The sequence below is a fragment of the Nostoc sp. 'Peltigera membranacea cyanobiont' 213 genome, from assembly GCF_002245975.1.
Taxonomy (GTDB): domain Bacteria; phylum Cyanobacteriota; class Cyanobacteriia; order Cyanobacteriales; family Nostocaceae; genus Nostoc.
Genome location: NZ_NOLI01000142.1, coordinates 1 through 20,147 on the forward strand (window position 1 = coordinate 1; position 20,147 = coordinate 20,147).

Annotated in this window: 26 protein-coding genes and 1 pseudogene; 5 read left to right on the top strand and 22 right to left on the bottom strand. The window is 42.3% G+C overall.

The genetic code is table 11. From position 1 onward, the window contains the following. Nucleotides 1–182, bottom strand: a 182-nt coding sequence (locus tag CDG77_RS37975) for a hypothetical protein (RefSeq protein WP_223270001.1), incomplete at its 3' end; no start/stop codon positions are given. 190 nt (nucleotides 183–372) lie between these two features. Between CDG77_RS37975 and CDG77_RS27575 the strand changes: the two genes are divergently transcribed. Beyond that, complete coding sequence (locus CDG77_RS27575; RefSeq protein WP_094332468.1) at nucleotides 373–996, top strand: TetR/AcrR family transcriptional regulator; 624 nt, start codon at nucleotides 373–375, stop codon at nucleotides 994–996. Nucleotides 997–1,146: 150 nt separating this feature from the next. On the opposite strand, the gene CDG77_RS27580 is transcribed toward CDG77_RS27575, so the two are convergent. The 4 genes from CDG77_RS27580 to CDG77_RS27595 form a co-directional block, all read right to left on the bottom strand. After that, the gene (locus tag CDG77_RS27580) at nucleotides 1,147–2,229 is read right to left on the bottom strand and encodes an energy-coupling factor ABC transporter ATP-binding protein (RefSeq protein ID WP_094332469.1); all 1,083 of its coding nucleotides are present in this window, start codon (nucleotides 2,227–2,229) and stop codon (nucleotides 1,147–1,149) included. Next, nucleotides 2,226–2,924, bottom strand: a complete 699-nt coding sequence (locus tag CDG77_RS27585; protein ID WP_094332470.1) for an ABC transporter permease — start codon at nucleotides 2,922–2,924, stop codon at nucleotides 2,226–2,228. The genes CDG77_RS27580 and CDG77_RS27585 overlap by 4 nt, the downstream gene beginning before the upstream one ends. Nucleotides 2,925–3,007: 83 nt before the next feature. After that, nucleotides 3,008–3,889, bottom strand: coding sequence for a substrate-binding domain-containing protein (locus tag CDG77_RS27590; RefSeq protein WP_094332471.1), 882 nt, complete (start codon nucleotides 3,887–3,889; stop codon nucleotides 3,008–3,010). Between the two features lie 381 nt (nucleotides 3,890–4,270). After that, nucleotides 4,271–4,501, bottom strand: a complete 231-nt coding sequence (locus CDG77_RS27595; protein WP_094332472.1) for a hypothetical protein — start codon at nucleotides 4,499–4,501, stop codon at nucleotides 4,271–4,273. 190 nt (nucleotides 4,502–4,691) lie between these two features. Between CDG77_RS27595 and CDG77_RS27600 the strand changes: the two genes are divergently transcribed. From CDG77_RS27600 to CDG77_RS27610, 3 genes are all read left to right on the top strand, one after another. Continuing rightward, on the top strand, nucleotides 4,692–4,913 hold the full coding sequence (locus CDG77_RS27600; protein WP_094332473.1) for a hypothetical protein: 222 nt from the start codon (nucleotides 4,692–4,694) through the stop codon (nucleotides 4,911–4,913). Nucleotides 4,914–4,979: 66 nt separating this feature from the next. After that, nucleotides 4,980–5,240, top strand: coding sequence for a hypothetical protein (locus tag CDG77_RS27605; RefSeq protein ID WP_094332474.1), 261 nt, complete (start codon nucleotides 4,980–4,982; stop codon nucleotides 5,238–5,240). Continuing rightward, complete coding sequence (locus CDG77_RS27610) at nucleotides 5,233–5,652, top strand: hypothetical protein (RefSeq protein WP_094332475.1); 420 nt, start codon at nucleotides 5,233–5,235, stop codon at nucleotides 5,650–5,652. The genes CDG77_RS27605 and CDG77_RS27610 overlap by 8 nt, the downstream gene beginning before the upstream one ends. Before the next feature lie 47 nt (nucleotides 5,653–5,699). On the opposite strand, the gene CDG77_RS27615 is transcribed toward CDG77_RS27610, so the two are convergent. The 17 genes and pseudogenes from CDG77_RS27615 to nifH all read right to left on the bottom strand — a co-directional run bounded on the left by CDG77_RS27615 (nucleotide 5,700) and on the right by nifH (nucleotide 19,616). Then, nucleotides 5,700–6,302, bottom strand: coding sequence for a cytochrome c oxidase subunit 3 (locus tag CDG77_RS27615; RefSeq protein WP_094332476.1), 603 nt, complete (start codon nucleotides 6,300–6,302; stop codon nucleotides 5,700–5,702). A 189-nt stretch (nucleotides 6,303–6,491) separates the two neighbouring features. Next, on the bottom strand, nucleotides 6,492–8,141 hold the full coding sequence (gene ctaD, locus CDG77_RS27620; RefSeq protein WP_094332477.1) for a cytochrome c oxidase subunit I: 1,650 nt from the start codon (nucleotides 8,139–8,141) through the stop codon (nucleotides 6,492–6,494). A gap of 142 nt (nucleotides 8,142–8,283) precedes the next feature. Further along, a complete protein-coding gene (locus tag CDG77_RS27625; protein WP_094332478.1) occupies nucleotides 8,284–9,246 on the bottom strand; it encodes a cytochrome c oxidase subunit II in 963 nt (320 codons plus the stop codon). A gap of 3 nt (nucleotides 9,247–9,249) precedes the next feature. Then, nucleotides 9,250–9,855: a DUF2231 domain-containing protein gene (locus CDG77_RS27630; protein ID WP_094332479.1), complete on the bottom strand. Its 606-nt coding sequence runs from the start codon at nucleotides 9,853–9,855 to the stop codon at nucleotides 9,250–9,252. Continuing rightward, nucleotides 9,852–10,346, bottom strand: coding sequence for a DUF2231 domain-containing protein (locus CDG77_RS27635; RefSeq protein WP_094332480.1), 495 nt, complete (start codon nucleotides 10,344–10,346; stop codon nucleotides 9,852–9,854). The genes CDG77_RS27630 and CDG77_RS27635 overlap by 4 nt, the downstream gene beginning before the upstream one ends. A 358-nt stretch (nucleotides 10,347–10,704) precedes the next feature. Continuing rightward, nucleotides 10,705–10,839, bottom strand: coding sequence for a hypothetical protein (locus CDG77_RS38690; protein ID WP_262985180.1), 135 nt, complete (start codon nucleotides 10,837–10,839; stop codon nucleotides 10,705–10,707). Between the two features lie 138 nt (nucleotides 10,840–10,977). After that, a complete protein-coding gene (locus CDG77_RS39200) occupies nucleotides 10,978–11,268 on the bottom strand; it encodes a transposase family protein (RefSeq protein ID WP_223270002.1) in 291 nt (96 codons plus the stop codon). A 270-nt stretch (nucleotides 11,269–11,538) separates the two neighbouring features. After that, the gene (locus tag CDG77_RS27645; RefSeq protein WP_223270003.1) at nucleotides 11,539–11,988 is read right to left on the bottom strand and encodes a phosphate-starvation-inducible PsiE family protein; all 450 of its coding nucleotides are present in this window, start codon (nucleotides 11,986–11,988) and stop codon (nucleotides 11,539–11,541) included. Nucleotides 11,989–12,172: 184 nt separating this feature from the next. After that, nucleotides 12,173–12,400 carry a hypothetical protein gene (locus CDG77_RS27650; protein WP_094332482.1) on the bottom strand — a complete coding sequence of 76 codons (228 nt, stop codon included), beginning with the start codon at nucleotides 12,398–12,400 and terminating at the stop codon, nucleotides 12,173–12,175. 610 nt (nucleotides 12,401–13,010) lie between these two features. Next, the gene (locus tag CDG77_RS27655) at nucleotides 13,011–13,832 is read right to left on the bottom strand and encodes an NADPH-dependent oxidoreductase (RefSeq protein WP_094332483.1); all 822 of its coding nucleotides are present in this window, start codon (nucleotides 13,830–13,832) and stop codon (nucleotides 13,011–13,013) included. A gap of 108 nt (nucleotides 13,833–13,940) precedes the next feature. Next, nucleotides 13,941–14,651, bottom strand: a complete 711-nt coding sequence (locus CDG77_RS27660; RefSeq protein ID WP_094332484.1) for a 2OG-Fe(II) oxygenase — start codon at nucleotides 14,649–14,651, stop codon at nucleotides 13,941–13,943. A gap of 81 nt (nucleotides 14,652–14,732) precedes the next feature. Further along, nucleotides 14,733–14,903, bottom strand: coding sequence for a hypothetical protein (locus tag CDG77_RS36860; protein ID WP_190234080.1), 171 nt, complete (start codon nucleotides 14,901–14,903; stop codon nucleotides 14,733–14,735). 173 nt (nucleotides 14,904–15,076) lie between these two features. After that, nucleotides 15,077–15,217, bottom strand: a pseudogene (locus CDG77_RS27665) (CopG family transcriptional regulator); the annotation flags it as partial. Nucleotides 15,218–15,328: 111 nt separating this feature from the next. Continuing rightward, nucleotides 15,329–16,447 carry a homocitrate synthase gene (gene nifV / locus CDG77_RS27670; protein WP_094332489.1) on the bottom strand — a complete coding sequence of 373 codons (1,119 nt, stop codon included), beginning with the start codon at nucleotides 16,445–16,447 and terminating at the stop codon, nucleotides 15,329–15,331. Nucleotides 16,448–16,645: 198 nt separating this feature from the next. Next, complete coding sequence (locus tag CDG77_RS27675; protein ID WP_094332486.1) at nucleotides 16,646–17,896, bottom strand: substrate-binding domain-containing protein; 1,251 nt, start codon at nucleotides 17,894–17,896, stop codon at nucleotides 16,646–16,648. Nucleotides 17,897–18,148: 252 nt separating this feature from the next. Beyond that, complete coding sequence (locus tag CDG77_RS27680; protein ID WP_094332487.1) at nucleotides 18,149–18,535, bottom strand: hypothetical protein; 387 nt, start codon at nucleotides 18,533–18,535, stop codon at nucleotides 18,149–18,151. Between the two features lie 166 nt (nucleotides 18,536–18,701). Beyond that, a complete protein-coding gene (nifH, locus tag CDG77_RS27685) occupies nucleotides 18,702–19,616 on the bottom strand; it encodes a nitrogenase iron protein (RefSeq protein ID WP_223270004.1) in 915 nt (304 codons plus the stop codon). A 77-nt stretch (nucleotides 19,617–19,693) separates the two neighbouring features. Here nifH and CDG77_RS35785 point away from each other — a divergent pair, with 77 nt between their 5' ends. Continuing rightward, nucleotides 19,694–19,921, top strand: coding sequence for an IS1-like element transposase (locus tag CDG77_RS35785; RefSeq protein WP_143857102.1), 228 nt, complete (start codon nucleotides 19,694–19,696; stop codon nucleotides 19,919–19,921). Nucleotides 19,922–20,147: the final 226 nt, after the last annotated feature.

A 20,147-nucleotide genomic window follows, 5' to 3' on the forward strand; every position in this document is an offset into this window, starting at 1 on the left:
ACCACTTCACGCACAAAGGATCTCCAAGCACTTGCGCTGTAGTGATGAAGCCAAATCCCATAAGTTAACCAATTGTTTGATGAACTGATGGTCTTGCTCCACAAGTTTCTGGAGGATTGTGGAAGTACATGATCGGTAGCAGTTCTGAAGTTCGGGGGGACTTTGGTCTGCTTGCAGTTCATCAATCACTTTTGGGATAAATCTTTTATTATTTACAGATAGTTTTTTCTTAAATCCTCAGAAAAAATCAAAGCTTTGGCGAATCAAAAAATAGAATAAGTAATCGATAAATAATATTATTTGCTATTTAACCAATTGGGTAAAGCAAACTTAATTGAACTTCCAGATTAATTAAATAACCTGGTGTTTAAAATGACTAAACCGAAAACAAACCGTAAATCTGTTCGCGATCGCATCCTAAGTACAGCATCAGGCTTATTTTATCGAGAGGGAATTCGCAATGTCGGTATTGATAGAATTGTTGCGGAATCTGGCGTTGCTAAAATGTCACTCTACAATCATTTCAAGTCAAAGGATGCATTAATTGAAGCGTGGCTGCGACAACAGGATGAACAATGGTGTGAATGGCTCAAAACCACGATTGAGCAACGAGCTTCTAACCCATCCCAACAACTATTGGCAATATTCGATGCCCTACGGGAATGGTTTGAGGGCCCAGATTTTCGAGGTTGTGCATTCATTAATGCTTCAGTGGAACTAGCCAATGCTGACCACCCTGGACATAGAGTGGCATTAGAGCATCAACAATCTATCTACCACTACATCAAGAGCCTAGCTCAAGCCGCAGAAGTTTCATCACCCGAACAGTTGGCCAGGCAACTGCTTCTCCTCGTGCAAGGTGCGATCGTGGTTGCGATGATGGAAGGAAGTTGGTCAACCGCTTCACAGGCGAAAAAAGTCGCGGCAACACTAATTCAGACTGCATCAAAATCCGGTGTTATCGAAACAGTTTTGACTGCCCAGTTAGAGTGCTGATTATATTCATAAACCCGAACAAATGCTTGTACCAGATGATGGTTTTAAGAAGTAAATACTGTTGTGTGTAAAATTTTAGAGTCTTTTGCTAATTGGACTGACTAAATTCTTATTTATCCCACTATTTCTAGTATAAAACCGTCTCTTGTTCTAAACAAAATGTGCATCTTTAGGATTAAATGCTAGTTTAATTATCTCATGGGGATATACATTGCCAAATATATGATTCCGAGGCACCCTGGCGATTAAAGTTTGTTCTCTCACCTTAACCCAAATACTACAAATACCAATACCATTTAAAACCCGTTCTACTAGTCCTTCAATAATTACCGAACACAGTTTGTGTCGCATTGAAGAACTTGCATCGTAAAGATTGAAAGTATCGCCAGATAAACAACATGTAGTAATTGGTTTTGTGATTTCCCCAGGATATAAAAACTCTATCCCGTTTGCAAGTTTGATAAAATTTCCACGGCTACTCCGTTCTACATGGCACGGAATAATATTATCTATCCCTACCAGTCTGGCAAGCTGCTCGTTAGCTGGTCGGCGGATGATAGTTTCCAAGTTATCATCCTGGACAATACAGCCGTCAAATAAAGCGATCGCTCGATCGGCAAAATGCAGTATATCTGTAAAATTATGACTGACTAATATAACTGCCGATCCCCTCGCTTGCGCCCATTGTCTAATTTTCTCGATCATCTGGGGACGTATTCCCACATCTAAAGAGGCAGAAGGCTCATCCAAAAGCAGCAATTCGGAATCAGCAACTAAACCGCAGGCAATACAAACTCGTTTCGCTTCACCACCAGACAGAGAACGAGCTGACTGATTTGCTAAGTGTTCACAGCCAAAAGTTGTTAGTGCAGTATGTACCCTTTGCTTAATCTTGTGTGTTGGTGTGCCGCGAAACTTTAATACCTTAGCAACATTATTAAAAACAGTGTCATCCAGTAGTAAGGTTTCCTGAAAGACCAAAGCCGAACGACGACGCAACAATGTTTTATTGGTATTATGGACATCCTCTCCAAATAATTGCATCTCACCACGGTAAGGTTGCAAGAGATTGATTGTTCTTAACAAAGTGCTTTTACCAGCACCATTGGGGCCAATCACAGCAACCAGTTCCCCTGGACGGACTGTAAAATTGTTAATTGACAGGATATTCTTACGTGGTTTGCTAGCGACGCTCACCTGTCGCATATTCAGGACATACTCGTTAGTATTCATAAAATTTTCTTGTCATGCTGTAGGATAGTCAGCAACACGATTACGGTGTATGTGATGATGAGGAGGATGTATGCGATCGCTATTGCAACATCGTAATTTCCTTTCCCTACCTCTGTAACGATCGCTGTAGTCAAAACTCTAGTCTGTCCCTTAATATTGCCGCCCACCATCATGGATGCACCAACTTCCGAGATGACGCGACCAAAACCAGCCATGATTGCAGCCATTAACCCTAACCGTGCTTCCTTGATTAGCAACCAGTTGGCTTGCCACTGTGTCGCCCCCATTGATAACAATCGCCAGCGTAGCTTCGGATTAATACTGATAATTGCCGCAAAACTGAAGCCAGCAACAATTGGAAAAGCAATGATGGTTTGGGCGACGATCATAGCTATGGGTGTATAAATTAAATCCAGATTTCCCAATGGCCCAGATCGCCACAAAAACATACTGACGAATAAACCAACTACGACGGGTGGTAATCCCATACCGAAGTTAATCAAACTAGTCAGAGTTTGCTTGCCGATGAAATCCACTAATGCTAGCCACAGTCCTAATGGTAGTCCCAGTAAAACGCTAATGGCTGTAGCCGTTCCAGATACAAACAATGTCATCGTCATGACTTGGAAAACGTCACTATCGCCACTGCTTAATAGCTCAAAAGCTTTGAAAGCTCCTTCGATGATTGTATTCACAAATACAAATATCTAAAAAAATTGGGAAATAATACTCAAATATGCAGTAAAGCAACCCTTAACGATCTAATGCTCAAGTTTCTTTAAAAGCCGTAATCTTTCTCCGTTTTACCGGCATCAACATAAAATAGTGGTTGTTTGAACTCTTTTTTCCCGTGGGCTGCAATTATTGTCTGTCCTTCAGGAGATAAGACAAAATTAATAAACGCTTTAGCTCCTGCACTGTTCACTCTGGGGAATTTCTGAGAATTTACTTCCATCACATGGTATAGATTTAACAGTTTCTTGTCTCCTTGCACCAGTATGGGCAAAGATAGGTTTTTCTTCTGAAATATATAGGTTGCTCGATCTGCTAAGGTATATCCCAGTTTTTGATTAGCAACTTGCAAAGTTTCCGCCATTCCTGAACCTGTTTGCTGATACCAAGTTCCAGATGGTGTGATGTTTGCCTGTTTCCATAAATCTTTTTCTAGTTTGTTAGTACCTGAGTCATCACCCCGCGATACAAACAATACTTGATTTTTAGCAATCAGGCTGAATGCTTCCACAGCATTCTTTTTCCCTCTAATCTTTGCTTTGTCTGCATCTGGGCCGACAATCACAAAGTCATTGTGCATTACCAAGTGGCGATTAATCACCGCTCCACCCTCCAAAACTTTGCGTTCGGCTTTCGGTGAATTGACGAATAGCGCGTCAACCTCACCTTTTTCAGCCAGAGCCAAAGCCTGTCCGGTGCCGACTGCAACCTTTTTCAGTCTATATCCTGTTTTCTTTTCAATCGCCGGAACTAAATCATCTAGCAGCCCACTATCCTCAATACTGGTTGTCATCGCCACAATGACATTTCTACTTCCTGAAGACTGTCCAAAAGTTGGCTCTTGGTTGAATATACTACCAAAGCCGATGCAAAGAATCGCCACGAGAATTACCAAATAGCCATGACGCAAAGCCCGATGATTGATCATTGCACTCTCCTAGCAATCTATATGCCAATATTTTTTACTATGGCAAGTAAAGCTTACATTGAGGAGTATAGGCAAGATTGATTAGGAAAGCAACTATATTTATGTTGTTTTCCAGACAATTTTGGTGATGAGAATAATTCCTGACAAGATGCTGACATCTTAGTTTTTGCCCAGCATGGCATTTCTTTAGAAGAACCTGACAGAAGTTCCTGGTATAGCTTTAGACCGCTTTGTTTCAGTCGTTGTGACGTAGTTTAGAGATATTTGGTGGAATGCGATCGCAGTTCACCAAAGACTGCGATCGCAACAGGTTCGTGTGTCCACGATGGATTCAAGAATAGCAACGGTCGGCATCCAGGCAGCCCTAGATATTAAAGGAGGCTATTCTCCTGGCATCAGTAAGCGGTAAAGGAAATTTTTACTTACTTGGTTCTGTCTAGCCATTTCCAGAAGGAGTATATCTCCATTTTTGAGGAGGACGAAAAAGCATTGAGCATCGAGGTAATCATCGTTGCGTAATCCTTCATCAGCTACCTTTGTTTCCTCTATCTCTTCATAGTTCAAGTAATGCTCTTTGTCTTCAACATCTACTACATTAAATACGAGCGGCATTGGCTTTTAAGGTACAAGAGTACATTGTCGATCATAAATCGTATAGTTGCTTCAAATCTGTTGGTTTAGTTGCAAAATACAACCCTCATGGGATGTCCTGATATGGTTCGGTATCTCAGGATTCCAAGGATATCTAATGCGCCTTTGGTATTGTAATTAAGTCATTAATTAGGCAACTTTTAACAAATGAATGCAACTATTTTTTCAGGTATTTGGCACTCATCACTTCATCAATTATCCGCCAAGCAATGCTAACATTATTCGTGAATATGCTCTGCTATTGCAAATTATTCAGTGTTTGGTAACGGCTCCTATTTTATTATTTAATGCTGGAGCGATCGCAACGTGTTCGTGCGTCCACGATGGATTTAAGAATAGCAGCGTTGGCGGAGGCATCCCCGGATTAACTTAACTCAGTGGGAAAGTGCTAATGTCTGACTGAGCTAAACTAAACGTATATCATCTCAAAATAAGCTATATGGCTCTAGGCGAAATTTTACCAACCGTCAGTCAACTATGTCATGAAGATAAACTTCGACTAATCCACTTTCTCCTGCTTGCAGTTGCGAAAGAAGAAGGATACAGCTTAGAAAATACTGAAGAGAGTGATTCAACGAAAGCACTTCTAAATCAACTGGCATCAACTCAAGGAGTTGTCTGGTCTCCTCAAGCAACTCCTGAAGCAATTCAAGCATTGTCAGACCTGCTAGTGGCAGCACAAGGAGCCGCCAATGCTTGATGGTCATCGCTTTCTGTTCACAGAGCGAACCGATAGTCAAGGGCGATCGAGCGTTATGCCATATTTGCCCTTAACCCTTACCAACGGAAGCCTTTCTACAGAAGCGATCGCGCTACTAGATACAGGTGCAAGTGTTAATGTTCTACCTTACGAAATTGGCTTACAGTTAGGAGCAGTTTGGCAAGAGCAGACCGTTCCTATTCAGTTGAGTGGAAATTTGGCTCTTAATGAGGCACGAGGCTTAGTGCTGTCTGGTGAAGTTGCTCCGTTCTCGCCTGTCTTGCTTGCATTTGCCTGGACTCAATCGAAAGATACACCTATAATCCTGGGACACATGAACTTTTTTGCAGAGTTTAACGTGTGTTTTTATCGACACGAGTTAGCGTTTGAAGTTTGTCCAAGAGCAAAGTGAAGGGTGTTACATAACCAGCAGCCCAATAAGTGGCTAACAACAAAGTGTCATTGCCAGATATAAATCAGAACAAACAAAACAATCCAGATGACATCGACGAAGTGCCAGAAAATAGAAGTGGCATTTACACCAAAATGACCTGTGTCGTAGTTACCAGGAATGAAAGAGCGACCAAAAACAAGTATCTGCAACAAAATGCCAGTGAGAACGTGCAAACCGTGGAAACCTGTCAGTAAGTAGAACATTCCACCAAAAACACCTGTGGTAAAGCCAAAAGAAAGATGGCTCCATTCGATCGCTTGCCCGACTAAAAAGTAACTTCCCATTGCGATCGAAAGCATTAGAAACTGGCGAAATGTTATCAAGTCATGGCGTGCAAGGGCGCGTTCTGCCAAGTAGATGACAAAGCTACTAGAAACAAGAATTACCGTATTAATCGCCGGATCTCTGACTTCCAGTCCAGAAACACCAGCTGGTAGCCAGCCAGGATTTGCTGTTTTATAGACAATATATGCTGTAAAAAAACCGAGAAAAATGAAAGTCTCTGACAGCAGGAAGACAATGAAGCCGAACATCTTGCTGCCTTCTTTATCATGGGTATGCTCGTGTGAGAGATGATCTGATTCTTCTGAAATAATGGAACTGTCCATTGCTTGAAACTCCTATATATTTATCTCACGCAGAGGTACAGAGCAAGAAAAGAGAGTAAAGTAGTAGTTTGCGATCGCGTAATACCTAATCTCAAACTCTCTGCGTCTCTCTGCGTGAACCTCTGCGTACCTACCCTACGGGAAGGCGAAGCGCCTATGCGTTTAAAAATCAACCATTTGGCTTGCTCTCTAATGCTCGGCCACCAATGGTTCAGATTTACCATATCCGTATGGTTCACTTATAACAACTGGAATTTTCTCAAAGTTCTCGACAGGAGGTGGTGAAGAAACTAACCACTCCAATCCAATTGCTCGCCAAGGATTTTTCGATGCTTGTTCGCCATGTATCCAAGAACCAATCATATTCAGAATGAAGGGTAAGGTAGACACACCCAGCAGAAATCCTCCGATACTGGCGATAATATTCCAAAATTCATACTCTGGGGCATAAGAAGAAACTCGACGCAACATTCCCTGTAATCCTAGTGGGTGCATTGGAAAGAAGTTGAGGTTAGTGCCAATGAACGCCAGCCAGAAGTGCAACTTGCCCAAGCCTTCGTAATACATACGTCCAGTCATCTTGGGGAACCAGAAGTAAATAGCAGCAAACATCCCCATTGTTACCGTGCCATAGAGAACATAGTGGAAGTGACCCACCACATAGTAAGTGTTGTTGACATGGACATCAATGGGAACAGAGGAAAGGGTGATGCCAGTGATACCTGCAAATACAAACAATATTAATGCACCAAACGCAAACAGCATCGGTGTATCAAATCGTAGCTTGCCACCCCAAATCGTTGCAGTCCAGGCAAACACCTTAATGCCAGTGGGGACAGAAACGAACATGGTTGTGAGCATGAAAAACAGCCGCATCCAGCCTGGAGTACCACTGACGTATAAATGGTGTACCCAGACTATACCGCTAACTCCAGCTATCAGAAGTGATGAAATAGCGACAATCTTATAGCCAAACAGAGGTTTACGAGCAAAAACAGGGAATATCTCTGAAAAGACTCCAAAGACCGGCAGAATGATTACGTAAACAGCAGGGTGGGAGTAAAACCAGAAAAAGTGCTGAAATAGAACTGGGTCGCCTCCCTTGGCGGGGTCAAAAAAGCTAGTTCCAACTGTTAAGTCGAGTAAAAGCATGACTGCGCCTGCTGTTAATACAGGTAGTCCAAACAGTTGGATAATCTGGGCGCTGAATACATTCCAAACAAAGATGGGCATACGGAAGAATGTCATCCCAGGTGCGCGCATCTTCACAACCGTGGTGACAAAGTTAATCGCCCCCATAATTGAGGAAACACCCGATATTGCCACTGCTAGAAGCCAGATTACTTCACCGTTGATTAAGTTGCCTGTCGGGTTTTGCAAGCTGACGGGAGGGTATGACCACCAACCGGCTTGTGCTGGCCCACCGGGTACAAAGAAACTGGCCATCAATAGGATAGCAGCGATCGGTATCATCCAGAAGGCAACAGCATTGAGTCTGGGAAACGCCATATCTCGCGCCCCAATCATCAGAGGTACAAGATAGTTAGCAAAACCTGTAAGTATGGGGAATGTCCATCCAAATAGCATCACAGTGCCGTGCATGGTGAACATTGCATTATAAACACTACGGTCAACTAGGTCTGATTCTGGGGTAATCAATTCCCCACGAATGATCATTGCAAATATGCCACCAACTAAAAAGAGAATGAAAGCGGTAACAATATACTGAATACCGATAACTTTGTGGTCTGTGCTAAAGCTAAAGTATTGTTTCCAGTCTGTTATAGGTTCCTGTTGAGGTGCGTCACCTGTAATGTCTTCAACGGAAATATTTGTCATTGTTATTTGTCCTTTGTCCTTTGTTATTTGTCACTTGTCATTTGTTATTTGTCCTTTGTCACTTGTCATTTGTCACTTGTCTAAAACCAATAACTAATGACTAATGACTAATGACTAATGACTAATGACTAATGACCAATGACTAATTGCTGTAATTAACTACAGGGGCTTGTGCGGGTGCTACCGTAACCCAGCCTTTGATTAATTCTTTTGATTCTTGGGCATATTCGGAAGCTGCTTGATTATTTGCAGTACATGGTTTACGATTTGCCGCTTCTGCAAGCCACTTCTTGTAATCTTCAGGGGACTCTACAACAACATTTGCCCGCATGGTTGCAAAGTAAGTACCGCTAAATTCAGAATCGGTTAACTGATACTTGCCAATGCGGATGGGGGTGAATTCAAAGTCAATATTGCGGTTGGGAATAATGTCTTGCTTGACTCGGAAAGCCGGAATATAAAAGCCGTGGAGAACATCCTCAGATTGCATTGCTAGACGGATGCGATGATTGACGGGTAAATGTAATTCGGTGCTGGTAATTCCTTTTTCTGGATAGCGGAAAACCCAAGCCCACTGTTTGGCATTAACTTCAATGTCTTCAAAAGGGATTACATTTGATGTAGCATCAGTTGATACAGTTGAGGAAGTCGAGGAGGCGGAAACTATCCCTGCATCTCCGTTAATTGGTGCAGCAGATGCCGATTTCATCCCTATTGGAATATGCAGATGCATAGCTTCCATTGGGCCTTGAATCCCCATTTGCTCGTAGATTTGGTAGCTGTAAGTGGCAATCCAAAACACTAGCAATATAGGAATTGCAGTCCAGACAATTTCTAGTGTGATATTTCCTTCAATTGGGGGCCCATCGCTGGGATCATATTGCTCTGCTCGATGGAAAATCGCTGAGTAGATGAGTGTTCCTGTGACTCCAAGAAAGATAAATGCTCCCAGCGTGATTAAAAAACTAAACAACTTATCGACCAGCTGCGATTCTGCTGCGGCTTGAGGAGGCATCCAGGAATACGTCCACTGCCCTATCCAAAGACTAACAGCAGTTAAGGCGATAGCGATCGCACTCAAGATCAAAATATTTCGGATTTTCATAGATTACCTCAGCAGTAAGTTGGGATCTTTACCTAAGCGCAACAATATATCAGCAGTATTGTGAACCCCAAACTCAGCAGCTAAGTGCGCTCCTAGCGTACCGTGGATGAACATGATAAACATGATGAACAGTCCAGAAACTAAATAAGTCCACTGCACTTGTTGACTGTCATCCTGACGCCAAATATAACGCTGAAATCCTCTCCAAATAGCCATCCCAAGAATCAGCGCTAGTAGAAAAACACCACCCACTCCATGCCAAAGCATTGTTTCCATAGCTTCTAATCCCCAGGTACTCTTTACCCCAGTCAGGGGTTCTGCCAACATGATTTCGTAAAAACCTGCTGCTACCGTAAAAATTGTGATGAGTGCCGAACCTAGCATATTGTACCAGCCAGCATCAAAGAAGCTAGAACGAGTGGCAGGAACTGCTAAAAACTTGAAGATTGGTTGTTGTAGAGGGAAGAATGAACCAATCAAATCAAAGGTAATGCCAAGGATGAACAAACCTATAGTGAGATGAACTAAATTTGGGTGAATGGGTATAGTGTAGGGCAACCCATTTGCTCCCATCTGAGTCTTTAATTGCTCAATAACTTCAGGGTTCATTGCAGTAAGCCCTCCTTTATAGCTTCAACAACTGGTACAGTGTGCAATCCATATACCCAAACCAATTCATCTCCGAAATACACTTGTATGCCTACCAAAACAGTCAAAAGTAGACTTGCTGCTAGGTAATAAACTGATATTTTTTCTGGAGTGCGGCAATGAATCACGTAACGCCAAGCTGTAATAGCTGCCAGAATTCCTGCAAGTGACCAGCCAAGGAGCGTATGTAAATTAAGTACTGGTTGAGCTGCGTTATAAGGTTGTGCTAAACCTGCTTCAAATTGACCAAAAATAACGGCGATGAAGATGGAGATTGTAGCGAAAAACATATTCCACCAACTCACCTCAAAAAGACGGTAGTTGCTAGTAAAGTATCCAATGACATCACACACGAAGGCAAACAACACCATTGCAATCACAAAATGGACAATGATGGGATGTATCGTATCAGGATACGGTAAATTATGGTTATTCAGAAGATTCTCAAGCATGGTATTCTACTGATATGTTAGTTAGTGCTTAATAATCAATACTTGACAATTTTTTGATTTCTACAACAACTTAGATTGCATTTAAAATCCTTCTCAATAACAACAGCAATTCTGATGAGGAGAATTCTTTCACAGAGTAGCTTGATTCTGATAGGCAAAAGCTCACTGGAATGAATATAGAATAGCAAGTTATCGAAAAAGGTTTTACTCGTTGGTAAATGCTGATGAACGAGTTATTACTTTCCATCTGTGAAGTCAAACAATGATGGAGAAATTGGGAGCGGCATTACTCTTACGTATTTTGGAATCATCCTTGGCTGATTGTCTTTGACCGCAATCACGTAATTATTTCCACAGTCTATAGATTAACTGGCAAGTTTTTTTGGCAGTGCAAAGAATCAAAGCTAAATACAGCATTTTTTAGCTCCAAAGCTGCAATTAAATTTTGCACTACTACGATTTCCCTCTCTTCCTTATTTTGGATCTCTTCCATATTGACTACTAGTCCTCTTTTACTCGCAAACACTGTTACGATACTGACAAAATTCTGACATGATTTTTCGTAGTCTTGGACTGTTTCCTTAATGCTTTTACCGTCGATACGACACCACTCAGATTCTTCTATTTCAACCTAGTTTTGCGCCCAGTGATTAAATTTTGTCACCAGTTTATCAAAATCGACTCCCATCGCTATGCGCCTGATAGTTGAGTATGAGGGAACACCGTGCTTTTGTATTTCAAACGTTTTGATTAACGCTCGACGATGCCGTTTGACGAAATCCCCCCACGCACGATACCCAACATATCCACTCATAGTGCCCATTATTACAAACAGCAACACCAACCATAGTGGATGTCTTCGACCATCACTTGTTCTGAAGTCTTCTACTTGCCGCAGATGTTCAATCAGACAAGCACCCATGATTCTTATCCTCTCAACACTTGCAATTTTACCTGTTTTAGGCAATGAAATAGCCCTGCCTGCTCCCTGTCCCTTGTTCTCTTCTATGACTAGATAGGCTTAGGGCATAATAATGTCCAAAGCTCATAAATAGAATTGCTAGTTTTGGAGTGTACTTTATTTTTTTGAAGAACTTTGTACTTTTTATTCTCCATATATAAAGAATATCATACATTTGTTAAAATTACTTGCGATCTCCAACTAATTTTCAAATAGTATGTGTGGTTACAATTAATCAGAAGCTAGAGAGTTTTTAGGCAACAGTTGCACTTTTTCTACTGTTTCTGGGTTAGCAATTTTGACCTGTTCAAGAAAACGAGATATCCAAGGTAAAGCCACCATAATTACTGTTAAAACCATCAGAAATAGAGCTATTCCAAAAATTTGGTCACGGGGAATTTCGAGTACACCACGTAAAATCACCTCTCTTAAAGCAGAAACAATAGTAATTTCTACTGCTGCGGTAACAGATGTTCGCTGTTGTTGTAGATGGTCAATTAACAGGCGGAACAACTCTACTAAAATCAAAATGAACAGGATATCAGATGTTACTTGTCGTAAATCTAATGGACTCAAAAAGGAGAAAAACATATCTCCCAGTCGAATGAGCATCACACAGAACAAACCAAGGCAGAGAGAAATGATAATAAAGTCTTGAAAAAATTGCAGATTACGTACAATTGTATTTCTTTGTTACCAGTTATTGAACTTTGAAGTTATCCCTTTTAGCATAGTATTTCCTAATAGCCTAGATTCATTTATCTCCATAACTGAAATAGTGCTGAGTATCTAGCATCGATTACTCAGCACTTGGAACTGTATTCAATCCCCATTTAGCTATGGGGTTTAACTCAGCCCTATTAAACTATTTGGAACCGTTGAGTTTATGGGCAGTTTCGGCAGTTTTCATCTTTGATGCTGCGGTTGTTAAGTTATTCGCAGCTTTGACGATCTCTTCTAAGGTTTCGTTAACCAGATTTTCATCAAGAGAGGTTTCTGATAAGTAAGTTTCGATGAAAATCTCCACTCGACTAACAATTATTTTGCTTTGAGAGCGTAGTCTGTTGAGGTCTTTGGTAGATAGATTATTCATTGTTTGAAGTTCCTTTGGTTTCGCGGGTTAATTCTACATTTTTGGTCAGCAATTCTCAGTCAAAGAGCTATTCTTACAGGTCAGCCCTTTTTTGAAAGATAAAGCTCGCTGGAATACCCATTAAATTGTTCGCCTGTTGACTGCTTAAATGCCTTCAGATTCCCCAAATTCGTACAAAGGTTTCAAGCAGGAGAATTGCTATATCTGACAAGTTAGCGAGTCTATTTTAGGACTTACGCACTGAAAACTAAGGTTTGAGATTGCTTCTATTGGAGATGCTGCACTCGCAATGAGATAATTTTGTCATGGTGCCTAAGTTCTTATCTATTGCTTAGACTTACGCACCGAAATCATCTTTTGAGACTGAAGTGTAGGGTTTTGAGTCTTGAAGTGTCAAAAGCTTTGGTGCAGATATCAGAAGTTCTCTTCTGGTCGCCGCAGCGTATAGTTTACTTGAGACGAGTAGTCTGTCAAATTCATTTTGATGGTTAAAGAGACACGATAAATCGCCGTCTCTACTCTTAATTTATCCATCAATTATTTATTGACAGACTACTAGAGGTACGCTGAATGCTTAGAGTTCTCTGCGTCTTCTGGCTGTTGACTCCTTTTATAACAACTTGAAGCCGAAGTTATTCAGAGTCTCACGCAAATCCTTACACCCTTTTAAATAGTCTAAAGTGGCTATTCGCTCAGCTGAATGTTGCGACCAATCACCAGCGACATTCATTTTTTGTTCAGTGTAGAACTCTTTCATGATATCATTATAGTGAGCGATCGCCTCATCTTGCTCTGCCAATTTATAGGTTTCCCGATGGAATACAGCTGGCTGGGGTAGGCGCGGCTTAACAACAGGTTGTGCTTCAGGATTGGGATAACCCACACACAACCCAAACACAGGGAACACAAAAGGTGGCAAATTCAATAACGTAGCTACCTCTTGAGTACTTTTGCGAAGTGCGCCGATATATACCGTTCCTAAACCAACAGATTCAGCAGCTACGATCGCATTTTGCGCTGCGACTGAAGCATCGACTATTGCTTTAACCAACAGTTCTACGTAATCCAGAGCTACGGGAGTTAGTCCGCGAGTGTCAGCAACATGAGCCAGACGACCTAAATCTGCTAACCAAACGAAGAATACGGGAGCTTGGTTAATCCATACTTGGTTATTAGCCAGCCTGCATAATTCTGCTTTGCGTTCTTGATCTTCAACTGCTACCACACTCCAGGTTTGCATATTAGCTGAACTAGGAGCAGATTGAGCAGCAGCAACTAGCCATTCTAGGGTTCCTGGTGGTAAAGGATCAGATAGATAAGACCGGACTGAACGGTGGGCTATTAGCGTTTCTAGAGAGGCGTTCCAGTCAATTTCGTAATTGAAGGGAACTTCACCGTAGCGCGATCGCAGTAGTTCTGTAGGATTGGTCATAGTCAGTTTTTGAACCTGAACACTTCTTTACGATTAAGGAAAACAAGGAAGAACCAGAAAATCAGGAGGCTGATTTTCTGACAAAAGTAGAGAAAAAATACTTAATTGCTACGCAGCTAGCTGAGTTTGTCCGAAATCTGAAATTAGATCGTTCCGAAAAAAAGCAACTCGTAAGGCTAGCCGATACTCAGATGCAGGACAAGTAAGCGGAGTTACCGTATGCCAAGAATTGTCAGAACGTGCGATCGCAACTGAGGAATCATTAAGGGGTAGAATATCTTGGAAGGCAGATTCCGGCTGGGAATCTTTGAGAATTCGCAAACAGCCTCCCCAATCTACAGACCATTGTTGATTGAAAAATAGCAGATGAGTTAAAACTTTGTTCGGCTCGTCTGTATGAGGGTGATGCAACTGTCCTGAGCTATACCGACGAAATCCAATATCCATTAGACAGTCTTTTAGTTCCAACCCAGACATTTCAGCTAAAGCTTTGCGGTAAGAATCTGTCCACAATCCTTCTATCAACTGTCGCCAGACTTTACTCAGGTGTCTCAAGTCATAAGTAAGTCTGCCTTGTGCCATCCGCTCTCGCCAGCGATTATCGCTAGATTTGAGCATCAAGGAAATATCCTCGCTAGTTGCAAGCATTTTTCCCCAAGAGTATCCATATCCCTCTCCCTCCGACAGGCGAAATTCTTCGTGGGGAAAACTCGCAGTTAGTTCTAAGCTTGCTTCTGGTGAAAGCAGGTTTTTGATCAAAGCCCAATTGTATGGGACTTTTTGCATTGCTGTGGCACGAATCGAATCAAAATTAAGCATGGTAGAAAAAAATGCTTTACTAAAATTAACCAATCATGATTACCCTGGACATCAAGTGGTATTGGAGCATCAACAACCGATTTACCTCTGCATCAAAAAGCTTGCCTCAAGCCGCAGAAGATTATTGTAGAGACGGCGATTTATCGCGTCTCTTGCTTTAACCAAACCGTATTGAGAGTTATTCCAATCAATTTCGTAATTGAAACGAATTTCACGCGATCGCAATAATTTTGTAGGATTTGTCATTGTCATAGCCAACTTTTGAACTTGAACGCTTTTTTACGATTTCAGAGGGATTACCAACCTCATTGCAAATTTGTTTAGGTGCAAGACAACTCGCTTTACCGATAGCGGTTCTTCACCACTGCTCAAAATAAGTCCAGATCAACCTCTCCAGGATCAAACTGCTTTCCCTGCTGTTTGAGTGATTGTCCTTGGAGACTACGCAACAGGGAGCGCAAAACATCAGTCTTAGTGCGTTGGAACCGCTTGCAGTACTGCTCTAGAAGTTGCCGTTCTTCTGGAGACAATTGAAAAGTGATCCATCCTTGCTCTTTTCTCGGCATAGCTATTACCAACATAATTGGTAATATTCTAGCAATTGGTACAATAACTGCAATCGCTAACCAGAGACGGAATTGTGATGCTTTCTTAACCCTCCCGACTCCTCATTGAGTTCACCTTTGGGGAACAAAACTCAGGAGTTCTTCAACAGTGAGACTGCGCTTAACTTTTACTGACTCATGCTTTACAGCATCCAGCACTGATTGAATTTCTGGCTGACTGAGTATGATTCCATGTTCTTGCAGCACACTGATGATCAGATGCCGACCGGAATGTTTGCCTACAACAAGGCGACGTTCCCAACCAACATCTTCCGGCGCAAAAGGTTCGTAAGTACCGGGATTTTGCAACACACCGTGAGCATGAATCCCTGACTCGTGTGCAAAAGTATTTTCACCCACGATCGCTTTCCAGGGAGGAACCGGCCAATTAGCAGCTTTAGCAACTAACCGTGACAGTTCCAGCAACCGTTTTGTATTAATACCTGTTGGGATGTTGTAGAGGTGTTTCAGTGCCATCACAATTTCTTCCAGCGCCGCATTACCTGCGCGTTCACCAATCCCATTTACTGTAGTGTTAACCGATCGCGCTCCTGCTTCAATACCAGCTAGCGAGTTCGCCATTGCCAGTCCAAAATCATTATGCGTGTGCATTTCTATGGGAATGAATAGATGATGCACAAGGGAGCGAACTTTGCTGTAAGTGTTCAGAGGGTCGAGAATTCCTACAGTGTCACAAAAGCGAAACCGGAAAGCTCCCAACTCTTGAGCATAATACGCCACATCCAGTAAGAAAGATGGATCGGCTCTGGAAGAATCTTCTCCGCCAACAGATACAGCTAAACCGCGATCGCAAGCGAAATTAATCGCATCCCGCAGAAGATCCAGCATAACCTGCTGCTTACCCCCAAACTTGGCGGCAATCTGAATTTCTGAGACGGGAACGGAAATATGCACCCGTTCCAAACCACAATCTATAGATGCCTGGATATCGGACAATTTAGCACGGTTCCAGCCAAGTAACTGGGCATTTAATCCCAGATTAGCGATCGCTCGGATCGACTCTGCTTCTTCCTGTCCCATTGCCGGAACGCCAATTTCCAATTCTGGAACACCAATGGCATCAAGAAAAGTAGCGATCGCAATTTTTTCTTCAACATTAAAGGCTACACCTGCGGCTTGTTCGCCATCTCGCAAGGTTGTATCGTTAATGTGAACGGGATGTTTATTCATCGTGAAGTCATGATTCATGATCAGCTAACTTGTTGGGTGATTTTGATTTGCTTCAGTAATTCGCAATTGAAAGACAGAGCAGCTAACTTGAGTTGTGGAAAGTAAAAGACATATTTTTTAGCCGTGGGTTAATAATTACAAATTACGTTAGCGACGCGAAAAGCGAGTCTGCGTGCGTAATTACGAATTACGAATTATTTAAATATTTGCTACAACTTCCCCAATCTTGCTAGTGTCATAGCCGCCGAGAATCTCTAATTGCGATCGCACTAGCTGATGTCCCAAGATACTGAGGAACTGTTTTACTGGTTCTTCTTCCAAGTATTCTTTAATAATCACCAAGTCGTATCGCGCACTATGAAGGGGGATAAATCCCAACCCAAAAGCAGCAGCTATAGATGCCGTACTGATCCCTGCATCAGCAATTCCTGAGACTACAGATAAGGCAACATCTTGATGGCTGTGGACGATATGGGTAAATCCTTTCACAGTCTGGGATGGCACTCCTTCTTCTTGGAGTTTCCGTTCTAAAAGCATCTGACCGCCAGAACCCGCTTCATGGGTAACAATAGTTGCTCCAAATTCTACTAAGTCGGAAACTGTTTTAATTCCCCTTGGGTTTCCTGGTGGGACTAACAAACCTTCTTCCCAAACTCCAAGGGTAATCAAAACGGCACTCTTGCCTGTTAAGGCTTCCCGCACAAAGGGAATGTTATGTTCCCCAGTTTTGGGATCGTATAAGTGCATTCCTGCAATATGAACTTCACCTTTGCACAGACTATGCAATGCAGCCTTGCTGTGGGCGAAACGATAATGAATTCGCAGTTGCGGATGCCAACGTTCAGTTGCTCTTGCCAAGAGAGAAAGCACAGGTGTACAACCAGCAATCACAACTGTATTGTGTAGTTTGTCTATATCATCCAGAATCCGAACCAGGACTTTATTTGTAACGTTTTGGTTTTGTGCTTCACCCTCCGATTGACGCTCATTACTAGCTACTTCTGACGCTAAGGCCAATTTGCTGATGCTGGGTAACTCTTCCACCCTTACGGGTTCCTTAGCATCAGGGTAGATCGCTGCAAGCGTCTCACCATCAGCTGGAATCATTTCGATCCGAAAAGCATCATTCCCAACAAGGGGATAAGCTATCCATTGATTCCCAACCCGCGCTAGACTAACTCGCGATCGCTGTTGCTTAGGGACTGATCCCGCAAGAATTGCCTCAACTTCTGGTAAATCTTCCTCAAACCAGAATAAGTCCTCGACTTGGCAGCCAAGAGCTTTGGCTAAACGCAGTGACATAGCAACAGAAGGAGCATATTGCCCTAGTTCCACACCACCAATACTCTGACGAGTTACGCCAGCTATATTAGCTAATTCTTGCTGACTCATACCCAAGCGAGTTCTAATTGACTTCAGGTTATTGCAAAGATTCACATCCAGTTTCATGAGGCTGTATATCTCCGTTAGAAAAAGCCACAGCAGACAAACTTAAATCTGTTGGGTCAATCGCAAGGTTTTCTCGTATTTGCCGCTTTTGTTGTCAGACATATTGATGTTTTGACAATTTTGCTTATTTGCTGCAAGCATAGCATACATATCGCTAAAATACTTGCATTTTTGGATACTATTTTAGTGATTTAGCGTAGCTTGCTAACCTAGTCATCGCCAACGGTAGCAAGCTACGTCACCAAAAAAAACTTAGTCCGAGTGCGGTAAATCCTGATCTAGATGCCAATTGCCTTTTTTAGTTGGTACTGCCACCCACTGGAGTTCCAACCATAAGATCGGGTTCTTTTCCTTCAACCTTGAGGCGGGATCGCGAATAATGCGTGTGGCATTTATGCAAACAGCCTGACATATCCCCAAATCTTGAGCAACGCCTCTGAAAACATCTTTGTTGTCATTAATTGAGGCAAATAGCATATTAGGATAATAAACAACAAAATGTTGTATAAGTTTTGGAGGGCAGCCCCAGTAAGAGTTTACGAGTTCGACGTGGCAGTACTGGAGCAACTCACCTACTTTGGCACAGCGTTCCTTGACTATGGTGATAAATTTTTGGACTAAAACCTCTTCGGTCAACATAATGAGTTCTCCTCCTTCAATGAGGTAGACGAATTTTGGCGTTGTTCAGAACGCCGATTTCTCAAATGGTGGTAAGAAGTTTACGCAGTTTTTTCTGCTTTTTCGAGTCAGAGTTCGCCAATTGCTCCAGACACTTTGTATGAGGGATAACCCCTACTGCATCGTCCTATTCAAGAGGTATCTCCGAAAATGAATCTGCAACCTTTGTGGAGCTTGAGGTGATACCTAATGTTTGGAGATGTCTAAACAACCCAAACTGTACCAGCAGTTCCTCTAGCTGATCGTTAGACATAGATTTCGGAGTGACAAAATCTGTATTCTGGTCAATTGCTATTGCTAGGTTGCGATAGTGCTGCGCCTGTTCAGACTCAGGAGCATACTCAATCACCGTCTTGCGGTGGAACTCTGCTTGCTGCACCATATTGTCTCTGGGTATGGAGTAGATCATTTGAGTCCCCAGTTTCTCTGCCAGAGCCTCGATCAAATCATCTTCCTCATCGACTTTGCGAGAGTTGCAAATCAATCCTCCCAGACGTATACCGCCTATGGGTGCATACTTTTGAATACTTCGGCAGATGTTGTTGACGGTATACATTGCCATAATTTCCCCAGAAGTGATAATGTAAACTTCTTGAGCTTTACGTTCACGAATGGGCATGACAAATCCACCGCATACCACGTCACCTAGACCGTCATAAAATGTATAATCAAGTGTAACTGCATCATCATAAGCACCAAGTTGTTCCAGCAACCCAATTGATGTCACAATGCCTCTACCTGCACATCCTACACCAGGTTCCGGCCCACCCGATTCCACACACAGTGTCTTCCCCCATCCCACCTGGCGGAAGTCTTCTAGATTCAAATCATCATCATCTTCTTTACGCAACGTGTCGAGTACAATCTTCTGGTGGAATCCTCCCAACAGGAGCCGGGTGGAGTCTGCTTTTGAGTCACACCCTACAACCATCACCTTACGATCCAGATCAGTGAGTCCAGCCACTACATTTTGAGTTGTTGTGGACTTGCCAACTCCCCCTCTTCCATAAATAGCGATTTTCCGCATAAAAACCTCAATAATGGCGCAGACTTATTAATTCGGCTCCCAGATTATGGTGTAATCAAGCAGAGTATTGAATCAAATTGGAGTTGTAAATTTTGAAAGTATTTACTACCCAGTTTGTGACTGAATTGATGCTGTTAGATAGTGGACATCAACCGTCTATCCAGCACTATAAATATTGCAGTTATTTGCTAGAAGTTAAACAGCTTCTTACAGATATGGCAGTAAATATTAGCGGGATGCGAGATACAACAAGGGTGCTAAAAATTAGTGACAATCCTGTCACCAAAAATCCAAAAAACTTCCACAGATACGGCAGGTGAATGAGAAATTTCTGTTTACTCACAGCAAGACAAGTATTATTTTCGCTGCAAAGAAGATACATAAAAAAATCAGTCCAGCCTACGCTATGGCAACAGCTTCGCCAAACGAAAAACCGATTTTTAGGCAGTTTTGCTCCACTTCGATTAACGTTATGCCATCACCAATAACTGATGAGGCTGGTCTGATACTCACTTCAAAGGAATCTAAGGAGTTTTTATTCTGGTA

Excerpts from the sequence above, each read along its gene's own strand:
- CDG77_RS36860 (WP_190234080.1), bottom strand. The coding sequence starts at position 14,903 with ATGACAATGACAAATCCTACAAAATTATTGCGATCGCGTGAAATTCGT.
- CDG77_RS27655 (WP_094332483.1), bottom strand. The coding sequence starts at position 13,832 with ATGACCAATCCTACAGAACTACTGCGATCGCGCTACGGTGAAGTTCCC.
- CDG77_RS27605 (WP_094332474.1), top strand. The coding sequence starts at position 4,980 with ATGGCTCTAGGCGAAATTTTACCAACCGTCAGTCAACTATGTCATGAA.
- CDG77_RS27650 (WP_094332482.1), bottom strand. The coding sequence starts at position 12,400 with ATGAATAATCTATCTACCAAAGACCTCAACAGACTACGCTCTCAAAGC.
- CDG77_RS39200 (WP_223270002.1), bottom strand. The coding sequence starts at position 11,268 with ATGGGTGCTTGTCTGATTGAACATCTGCGGCAAGTAGAAGACTTCAGA.
- CDG77_RS38690 (WP_262985180.1), bottom strand. The coding sequence starts at position 10,839 with ATGGAAGAGATCCAAAATAAGGAAGAGAGGGAAATCGTAGTAGTGCAA.
- CDG77_RS27580 (WP_094332469.1), bottom strand. The coding sequence starts at position 2,229 with ATGAATACTAACGAGTATGTCCTGAATATGCGACAGGTGAGCGTCGCT.
- ctaD (WP_094332477.1), bottom strand. The coding sequence starts at position 8,141 with ATGACAAATATTTCCGTTGAAGACATTACAGGTGACGCACCTCAACAG.
- CDG77_RS27680 (WP_094332487.1), bottom strand. The coding sequence starts at position 18,535 with ATGTTGACCGAAGAGGTTTTAGTCCAAAAATTTATCACCATAGTCAAG.
- CDG77_RS27675 (WP_094332486.1), bottom strand. The coding sequence starts at position 17,896 with ATGAAACTGGATGTGAATCTTTGCAATAACCTGAAGTCAATTAGAACT.
- CDG77_RS27660 (WP_094332484.1), bottom strand. The coding sequence starts at position 14,651 with ATGCTTAATTTTGATTCGATTCGTGCCACAGCAATGCAAAAAGTCCCA.
- CDG77_RS27615 (WP_094332476.1), bottom strand. The coding sequence starts at position 6,302 with ATGGACAGTTCCATTATTTCAGAAGAATCAGATCATCTCTCACACGAG.
- CDG77_RS27610 (WP_094332475.1), top strand. The coding sequence starts at position 5,233 with ATGCTTGATGGTCATCGCTTTCTGTTCACAGAGCGAACCGATAGTCAA.
- CDG77_RS27635 (WP_094332480.1), bottom strand. The coding sequence starts at position 10,346 with ATGCTTGAGAATCTTCTGAATAACCATAATTTACCGTATCCTGATACG.
- CDG77_RS27630 (WP_094332479.1), bottom strand. The coding sequence starts at position 9,855 with ATGAACCCTGAAGTTATTGAGCAATTAAAGACTCAGATGGGAGCAAAT.
- CDG77_RS27625 (WP_094332478.1), bottom strand. The coding sequence starts at position 9,246 with ATGAAAATCCGAAATATTTTGATCTTGAGTGCGATCGCTATCGCCTTA.
- CDG77_RS27595 (WP_094332472.1), bottom strand. The coding sequence starts at position 4,501 with ATGCCGCTCGTATTTAATGTAGTAGATGTTGAAGACAAAGAGCATTAC.
- CDG77_RS27600 (WP_094332473.1), top strand. The coding sequence starts at position 4,692 with ATGCAACTATTTTTTCAGGTATTTGGCACTCATCACTTCATCAATTAT.
- CDG77_RS27575 (WP_094332468.1), top strand. The coding sequence starts at position 373 with ATGACTAAACCGAAAACAAACCGTAAATCTGTTCGCGATCGCATCCTA.
- CDG77_RS27590 (WP_094332471.1), bottom strand. The coding sequence starts at position 3,889 with ATGATCAATCATCGGGCTTTGCGTCATGGCTATTTGGTAATTCTCGTG.
- nifV (WP_094332489.1), bottom strand. The coding sequence starts at position 16,447 with ATGAATAAACATCCCGTTCACATTAACGATACAACCTTGCGAGATGGC.